The 8,828-nt window shown below is 35.9% G+C and carries 3 protein-coding genes and 1 pseudogene; 2 read left to right on the forward strand and 2 right to left on the reverse strand.

The genetic code is table 11. The features are described from left to right. The first annotated feature begins 804 nt into the window (after window positions 1-804). Window positions 805-2,463 carry a YcjF family protein gene (locus ACP6PK_RS05735; RefSeq protein WP_426558305.1) on the forward strand — a complete coding sequence of 553 codons (1,659 nt, stop codon included), beginning with the start codon at window positions 805-807 and terminating at the stop codon, window positions 2,461-2,463. A 429-nt stretch (window positions 2,464-2,892) separates the two neighbouring features. Here ACP6PK_RS05735 and ACP6PK_RS05740 read toward each other — a convergent pair whose 3' ends face one another. Next, window positions 2,893-4,767, reverse strand: a complete 1,875-nt coding sequence (locus ACP6PK_RS05740; protein ID WP_426558307.1) for a DnaJ domain-containing protein — start codon at window positions 4,765-4,767, stop codon at window positions 2,893-2,895. 715 nt (window positions 4,768-5,482) lie between these two features. On the opposite strand from ACP6PK_RS05740, the gene ACP6PK_RS05745 reads away from it, so the two are divergent. Beyond that, window positions 5,483-7,423 carry a mechanosensitive ion channel family protein gene (locus tag ACP6PK_RS05745; protein WP_426558309.1) on the forward strand — a complete coding sequence of 647 codons (1,941 nt, stop codon included), beginning with the start codon at window positions 5,483-5,485 and terminating at the stop codon, window positions 7,421-7,423. Window positions 7,424-8,457: 1,034 nt separating this feature from the next. Here the strand turns inward: ACP6PK_RS05745 and ACP6PK_RS05750 are convergent. Beyond that, a pseudogene (locus ACP6PK_RS05750) lies at window positions 8,458-8,828 on the reverse strand (trans-splicing intein-formed DNA polymerase III subunit alpha C-terminal partner DnaE-C); the annotation flags it as partial.

Genomic DNA, 8,828 nt, shown 5'->3' on the forward strand with positions numbered 1-8,828 from the left:
ATTACAGCAATTGTCAGGATGCTGAGGTAGAGTTTAATATTAATCAATTATCTATTTTTTAGTTATAAACCCTACATATCTATAACGTTATAGTTTTTGAACTCTATATATAGTGTTTCTGCATAATTTCTAATATTACAGCAATTGTCAGGATGCTGAGGTACAGTTTATAATTAATCTATTTTCTCTGCTGCCTGTTGCCTAAAATCTAAAAACTTTGTAGCTCATTAACTCCAAAACTTCTGTAAATGAAAGTAACTTTTAAAGCCGACTTTCTTTTTTCTTGATTAAATTGTTGATTTTGAGACTTTTCTACAGGTGTTTTTTGGTACTCAGGGACTTAGTTTTTTCAGCAGTATAGGAAATAAATTTAGTTTTAATAATAAAAATAGCCTCAAAAAATGAGTTTGCCAACAAAAATAGGGGTTGACCAGAAATGTCCTTCATGCTAATTGCTTGATGCTATAATTATATAGATAAAAATACTGAAGCTAAACAGAAAAGCTCTCAAACCAACGAGAAGCCTAAACTAAAAACCTGTGGTGGTGGAAGGAAAGTAAAAATAGCTAGGAAAATGAGAGTTGAGCTATTCATCTAACACTCACAAAAAATATCAAAACAAGTAGGTGTAGAATATCCACAAACTGAAGCTAACCATCTGAACTACTTTAGATAGAACAACCTTTGGCAATAAAACCTTGCAAAAGCAGAGATAGTTAAGCAGACTAAATTAAATATTAATCTCTCCTTAGCTGAAGCTAAAAGACTTCCAAACTAACGATTTTTTTGAGTTGATTTGATTAAATGCCTACTTCCCGTCTGTTAACACTGATTTTAGGTCTCTGCCTCATTTTATTACTCATAATTTGGCTGATTAGTTCCCTATCATGGCTATACAGTCAAATTTCATGGTATGCGCCTCCTGTTTTGGCCAACTTGTTAGTCCTACTGTTAGTTATTCTGATTGGAATTTTTATTTTTGCCTTCGTTTATTATCTGATACTATATACAACTCCGAAAAGTAAACGGCGACAAAGAGCAAAAGTTAAGGTCAAGGTTCCAGTTGTTAAATCTGAGGCTGCATCGGAATCTCTTAAGGCAGTTAAGCAACAAGTAATCCAAATTCAGGATGAAGTGGCCAGACAAGCATTATTAAGTCGTTCACAAGAAATAGAAGCTAGTTTAGCACGAGGTGATGTAAAAGTTGTAGTCTTTGGTACAGGTTCGGCAGGTAAAACTTCTGTGGTAAATGCACTTATAGGTCGAATGGTGGGGAAGGTAGAAGCACCTATGGGTTCAACGAAGGCTGGAGAAACCTATCATCTGAAAATGCAAGGATTGGAGCAAGAAATTTTGATTACTGATACTCCAGGAATTTTAGAAGCAGGAATAGCAGGTACAGAAAGGGGAGAACTGGCGCGAATTTTTGCTACAGAGGCTAATCTATTATTGTTTGTAGTTGATAATGATTTACAAAACTCAGAATATACTGCTCTGATAAGTTTGGCGGAAATTGGTAAGAGATCGCTTGTGGTTTTTAACAAAACTGACCTCTATACTGAGGAAGATAAAGAAGCGATAGTTGTTAAACTGAGGGAAAGATTGCTAGGAATTGTTAGTAAGATAGATATTGTGGCGATCGCGGCTAATCCTCAATCAGTTAGACTTGAGAGTGGAGAAATGTATCTGCCAGAACCTGATACGATGCCTTTAATTAGACGTATGGCGGCTGTTTTGCGGGCTGAGGGAGAAGATTTGATTGCAGATAATATTCTATTACAATCTCAACGTTTGGGTGAAGAAGCAAGACGTTTAATTGATACTCAAAGACGACGACAAGCAGATAAAGTTGTTGAAAGATTTCAGTGGATCGGTGCGGGAGTGATTGCGGTTACGCCATTACCAGTGGTCGATGTGTTGGCAACTGCTGCAGTTAATGCTCAAATGGTAGTAGAAATTGGCAAAGTTTATGGTTGCGAATTGAATTTGGAAAGAGGGCAAGAATTAGCAATGTCATTAGCAAAAACTCTTGCTGGTTTAGGTATTGTTGAAGGGGCAATAAAATTAATTTATACGGCTTTACAATTAACTGTAGCAACTTTTTTAATTGGAAAAGCTATTCAAGGAGTAAGTGCAGCTTATTTAACTCGAATTGCTGGCAAGAGTTTTATTGAATATTTTCGTCAGAATCAAGATTGGGGAGATGGTGGAATGACAGAAGTTGTACAAAGACAATTTCAATTAGTTAAAAAAGATGAGTTTGTTAAGTCATTTGTGAAAGATGCTATAACTAAAATTGTTGAACCTTTGACTAATATTTATTCCTCTGATGAAGAAGCTGAAACTGAGGAAGAATTTTATGAGGAAGAAGTGGCAAGAAATTATCAACCTGAACCTAGTAAAAAAGTAGATGATTATGATGATTGGGAAACAGAAACTAGACCTAAAAGAGAAGATTGGTAATTTGAAAAAGGAAGGAGGTATGAACGGATTTTGGCAAGGATGCACGGATAATATATATTAAAGTTTTATTGAATATTTTAGTGAGATAATTTTGTTAAAAAGTTGATGGTTATTTGATACATAAAGTCTATTTTTTGTTAAGGATATTAATTTGAAAATAGTATTGTTTGGGTAGATTTAAAAGTTTTTTTTTGTAGTAATTAAGTAAGGTGCGTTACATTTCATTAACGCACCCTACTACTTAATTCTTGAAAAAGATTTAGTAGTTATGAAAATTGGATATTTTTTTTATGTCCAATCAAACGGATTTGATATAAGGTCTCGATAAGGGATTTGGAAACCAAACCCCTACAATCAAATATTATAACCTATGGGCGTATTATGTTATTTTAAGTGCTGATAATGAAAAGATTTAAGCAAGAAAATTATTTAAGAGTATACCGATTTTTGAAGCAAAAACTGACTATAAGCTTGATTAATAATTTGCATTTTCAAAACAGTTTCTTTATCCCTATTTATATCAGGATGATATTGTCTAGCTAAACGATGATAAGCTAATTTTACTGTTTCCGCATTTGCATTTGGTATCACATTCAATATTTCCCACCATTCTCCAGAGAAAGATACCGTACCATCCGATATCACCTGATGCCAAATTTTAATATTTTTGCCGTTACCTCCAGTCACTAAACAACCATCGTTAGAAAAAGCTACCGGATAACTACCTGCGAACGTTTGCAAAAGTTCTCCACTAGGTAAACTCCAAATTTTCACGGTACCATCTTGACTACCACTAGCAAGCATTTCTCCATTGTCACTAATAGCAAGAGAAAATATTGGTGCTGTATGACTAACTAAAGTAGAAATTAAGGAGTCTGTTTCGATGTTCCAAATTTTGATGGTAAAGTCTGTACTACTACTAATGAGGATATTTTCAGTGGGATGAAAAGCTAAAGATGTTATCCAACCAGAATGTTGTTGCAGAATACGCGGGGGTTGATAACTGTTGATATTCCACAAACGAATAGTTTTGTCAGCACTCCCACTGGCAAAAGTTTTACCATCCTGACTCCAAGCAACTGCCCAAATTTTATCGGTATGACCGTTAAAAGTACGTTTGAGTTTTCCTGTTTCTAGTTCCCACAGTCTAATAGTTTTGTCAGCACTCCCACTAACAACATTTTTACCGTCTTTACTGATAGCTACTGCAAACACTGAGTCTCCATGACTGGTGGGAGAGTTGGAAGCGAAAAAAGTCTGACAATGTTTTTTGGTATCTATATTATATGTGGTGATTTTTCCGTCGAAGTCTCCGCTAACGAGTGTGGGAGTCTTAGTATTGAGGGCGACTGTTTGCGCTTCCTGTGAATATCCGAAAAAAGTGTAGAGACGTTTACCTGTTTTGATATTCCAGAGACTAACAGAGGAGTCGCTACTTGCTGTGGCAAAAGTTTGACTATCAGCACTAATAGCTACAGCATTAATTGAGGCGGTATGTGCTTTGATAACTTTTCTACATTTCCAAGTTAATTTTTCCTGTGGTTGTAAGTCAGAATTTTCTGTGGGTGGGGAAGAAAAATTTGATTGATTTTGGCAACCTATATTTTTCTTTAATTCTTCTAATTCTGCTTCTATTTCCAGAGTGGTGAATTTTTGCTTTGTCTTCATTTCAGCTAAGACTGGATCTAAGGGTGAGGAAGAAAAATTTGATTGATTTTGACAACCTATATTTTTCTTTAATTCTTCTAATTCTGCTTCTATTTCCAGAGCGGTGAATTTTTGCTTTGTCTCCATTTCAGCTAAGACCGGATCTAATTCCATCATTGCTTGGTTATAAGTTTCTTGCCAAGAGACTTGAGCTAAAATTTGGCTCTCCATCCGCTCAAAAGTTGCAAAAGAATCAACTATTTGGTTTTGTGTGGATGAGTTAATAGCTTGCAAAAATCCATAAATACCAAGACCGACTATTCCACCGAAAGTTGCCATTGTTCCCATTCCAATACCAAAAGCAGTTCCCACAACACCCAACCCCATACCACCAAGAGTAGAAGAAAGGGCGACTCCTCCGTAAGTACCCATACCAATAAAACCAATAGCAGTAGGATCTGATTTTTTCATAGCTTCGACTGCACCATAAGTTGCTGCACCGACAACTGCACCAGCACCGATAGTGAGAGTTAGGTCGATCCTTATACCTCCAAAACTACCTATTAATCCCATGTTGCCGACTGTGGTAGAGAAAATTGCGCCAGTTGCTGCACCTGTTGATATAAAAAAGAAACTTTCGGGTAGGTTATTGTTCATGGGTATCTAGAATTTTATATTAAGAAAAAAATTGGCTTTGATTTAATCATAAGATTTTTTGATAGGGTCTGCATCAGTGGATATACTAGGTTTTCCTGGAAAAAAAGACCTATTAACTTTTAACAGAGGATTGATTTGAATGGATAAGTAGTTAGCATAAACAAATGGAATAACTTTAGGGCGGGTTTAATCAACTAAATTAGAAATATCAAGGTTTTCAGTTAAACCCGCCCCTACAATTTTTTTAACGTTTAATTAGACCTACCCGCTTCTACCAATTTACTTTAAAGATGTCACAAATAGTTTCAAACTTTAAAATGTGAAATAATTTCCTGAAATTACTGTATAGTAAAAATTTTGAGCCTATAAAATCTGGCATTGGTAATTTTGGCTATGATTTTTATCGGTGTAGAAACCGGGTTTGTATTAGATACCCGTACTTTACTGACATCTGTTTCCCACAAACCCGGTTTCTTATAACACGCTCCTTAGATTTCATCCCTCTATTAACCAACGCCTAAAATCTTACTTTGGGTGGGTTTAATCGACTACAAAGGTTTTCAGCTAAACCCGCCCCTACAATTTTTTTAACCTTTAATTAGACCTTCCATAATTTTTGTATTAACATAAACCCTTATAAAGGTGCGTCACCGAATAATTAATAATTATTAATTGTTGAAATGCACCCTACTTATGGGGATATTTAATAATTTTTATGGTTCGGAAATTTATTCGGATTTTAACTTTTCTGCTCTCTATTACTTTGTTAGTCTTAACACTAACTCTAACTTGGGAATTTCCCACATTTGCCCAAACTATTCCTGGTTTAGGTATGTCTTCCGATGAAGATATTTCTGTTAACTATTATGTCCCTGTCTTTAAGAGGGGAAACCTGGAAATAGCTCCAGTTTTTCTAGATGGAAAAATTGTGGGAACTATTGCTTCATTTATGCAATTAAAGTCAAAAACAAACAAAAATCAAGCTAGTATCTACAGTGCTGCTATCCGCTCCCAGTTGATTCACAGCAAGTTACAAAAAATTCTGCACAATATGAGTAGGTATGCTCAAGAGGTTTTACCCAAGCAGGGAATATCTAACATAGAAGCTCAAGAAAAAGAACTAAGAGAAGAGCTAGTTACTACTTCCTCTGAGAAAAACGGAACTGCATTTGTGTCAGTCACATTTCCTAAAGATGATGTGCCAGAAATTATTTTCTCTGTTACTCAAGCAGATATTGAAAGACCGAGATTTGGTGGTTCCCAACCTTTCAAAATAGTAGAAAAGGGAAAAGAAATTATTAAAAATCAGCTAATTCAAGCCTGGAAAGAACGTCAGACTCCTTATCTACTTGCTCAGGTTCAACTAGCTATGCTTCTCCTAGTTGCTCTGACTTGTACTAGCTTAACCCTGGGGTGGATACAGAAACAAGTTACTATTGGACAAAGAAAACTTAAAGATAGCTTATCAGACTCAGAGACTATTGAGCTTGAAGATAATCAGACCTCCATTTCATCAAAGCTTACTGAAAAATTTCGAGCGATCGCTCCACAATTTGACAGGCTATCTATAGAACAACGTTACAGTCTCTATGCTTTCTACAGCTCGACATTATTTTGGACTCAATTGCTAATTTGGTTACTGGGTATTGGCTACATAAGTAGTTTGTTTTATTGGACTCGTTCCTGGAGCAATTGGATGATTGGTGTGACAATTCGTGGTACTCGAGCTGAACAAGTAATAGTTGGCTGGCCTCCATTAGATTGGATTTTAAGTTTTGGACGAGAAGCTAATCTGGGAACTCCACTTTTCATTTTACTGCTTTTATTGGTGGCTCGTTTAAGCATCAAGGGGGGGGATGCTTTGAGTGACTTTTTGGCTCGGCGGTTGAATGATAAACAATCAATCCAAAAACGACAAACTTTGCGGGTTTCTACCTTGGCTAAAGTTTCTAAAGCTTGGCTGAGAGCTATAGTTTACTTATTATTGGGAGTGACGCTCCTCCATCATTTGCATCAGTTAGGTACTTTCACTCAAGTAGTGACGGTCTTTATTGGTGTTATTAGTTTTGCCCTTTCCCTGGCTTCTCAAAATTTACTGAAAGATTTAATTGCTGGTCTGATGATTTTATCTGAAGACCAATATGCTGTGGGAGATTGGATTATCATAGATGGACAAGATGGCCTGGTTGAGACTATTACTTTACGAGTTACTAAATTACGGAATCTTGATGGGGAGCTAATTACTATTCCCAATGGTTCTATTGGGGTGGTGCGAAATTTATCTAGTGAATGGTCACAAGTAAATTATGCTATTGAGGTGGCTTATGATGCTGATGTGGATCGGGTTATGGGGGTGATGGAGGCGATCGCTCAACAGTTGTATTCTGACCCTCAATGGCAAGACCAGATTTTAGAAGCCCCTAAAGTTTTGGGTATTGATAAGATTGCTCATACTGGAATTGTAATTAGATTGATTATTAAGACTCAGCCTATGCAGCAGTGGTTGGTTGCTCGTGAGTTTCGCCGTCGTTTGAAGAAGGCATTTGATGAGCAGGGTATTGAGGTGGGAGTTCCGCAACAGGTTATGTATGTTAATGGGCCTTTTGCTAAAACGAATAATGGGAATTTTAAAATTAATGGTCAATACCAGAATTGAATAGGTTTTAGGTAGCTGTTCAACAATTAATAATTAACTAATTATCTATTCTTATAAAGAAAAGGATTATCTCAAAGGATCTTTTTCTTTTTCCTTGATAAATGGATAGGCTTTATACATTTATTTTTCCGTAAACTTAAGGTACTCAATATAGCGTTTCTCAAGCTTATGAGTTACACCCATCTTTAATTTCTTTTCTATTCCTTATTCCTTATTCCCTATTCCCTATTCCCTGTTCTCTGTTCCCTGTTCCCTGTTCCCTAAAACCTGGAATTTTGTACCTCACCAGGATGGGAATTGCTGTATCAGGAATCAAGTTTTCCAAATCCTATTAGTTATGTGTAACATGATCTTAAATTATTAGCAAGTTCGTATTAAGTATAAAGGTGCAAAAAAACAGAAGTATTTCAATAATTAATAATTAAGAGTTGATAGTCAATTAATTATTCATTCAACAATTCAGGTTTGAAGCCTCCCCTTTTAAGGGGATAAATAAAAAAAAATCCTTTTAGTCAATACCCTTCTTTTAAGAAGGTGTAATTATTAATTATTAATTAGGGTTTGCGCTCAAAAGTCTTATGGGTGAGGGTAGGAGTCAGGAGTCGTAGGGGCGTTTCATGTCGCTCCGCGAAACGGCCATGTGCTAACGCAAAGCTCCGCTTTATATGTCGCGCAGCAAAACGCCCGTACAGGAGTCAGGAGGAATGGGAATTCTAGAGGAGGCAGGAGGAAGAATAGTCCTTTGGTTTTTCTGCCATAATCTACCCAAAATGCTCACAATTTCTGCTTGATCAACCAAAAAGCTGGTACTTTTTCCAGACTTAAAATTGCTCAAACCTTTACCCGTCAATGCTTTAATATTTAATCAGCAAGCCCTAATTATTAATTATAATTCTTCATTGTTAATTGCTGAATGTTAGCTTTAGCGGTGCTAGATATATTTATGGAGCGCTAAAGTGCAACTACAAACAAAGACTTTTTTATCACTAATTATCCAATAGCGTAGATCCCCTGCAAGGATGACACGATATTAATTACCTAGAATCAATCGTTTCACAATTTAAAATTTTAGCCTCAAATTTTGCATCTTGAAGACGATTAATAGTTGTTTCCCCATCTTCTACCCAAAATTGCCGACCGAATTGTACTAACTTTTGTTCTTTATCATCAGATATTAATGCCCTTATTGCCACATTTGCTTTTTCCTCATTTCCAGAAGATTGTTCTTTCAAAATAGCTTTAATCTGTTCAAACAAGGAATCATCTTCTGGAATCTTATCTACTGGTAGTTGCAAGATAATTATTTGTGTTGGTTTAGCAGAATCATTTTCATTTATTAATAATTCAGCCTCTTTTTTCGGAGGATTTTTTTGAGTCTCTAATTGCTCTAATGGTTTTTCTTCTT

Source organism: Dapis hubbardiae BLCC-M172 (genome assembly GCF_050016015.1).
Classification (GTDB): domain Bacteria; phylum Cyanobacteriota; class Cyanobacteriia; order Cyanobacteriales; family Microcoleaceae; genus Trichodesmium.

Coding starts and splice junctions, on each gene's coding strand:
- ACP6PK_RS05740 (WP_426558307.1), bottom strand. CDS start 4,767: ATGAACAATAACCTACCCGAAAGTTTCTTTTTTATATCAACAGGTGCA.
- ACP6PK_RS05745 (WP_426558309.1), top strand. CDS start 5,483: ATGGTTCGGAAATTTATTCGGATTTTAACTTTTCTGCTCTCTATTACT.
- ACP6PK_RS05735 (WP_426558305.1), top strand. CDS start 805: ATGCCTACTTCCCGTCTGTTAACACTGATTTTAGGTCTCTGCCTCATT.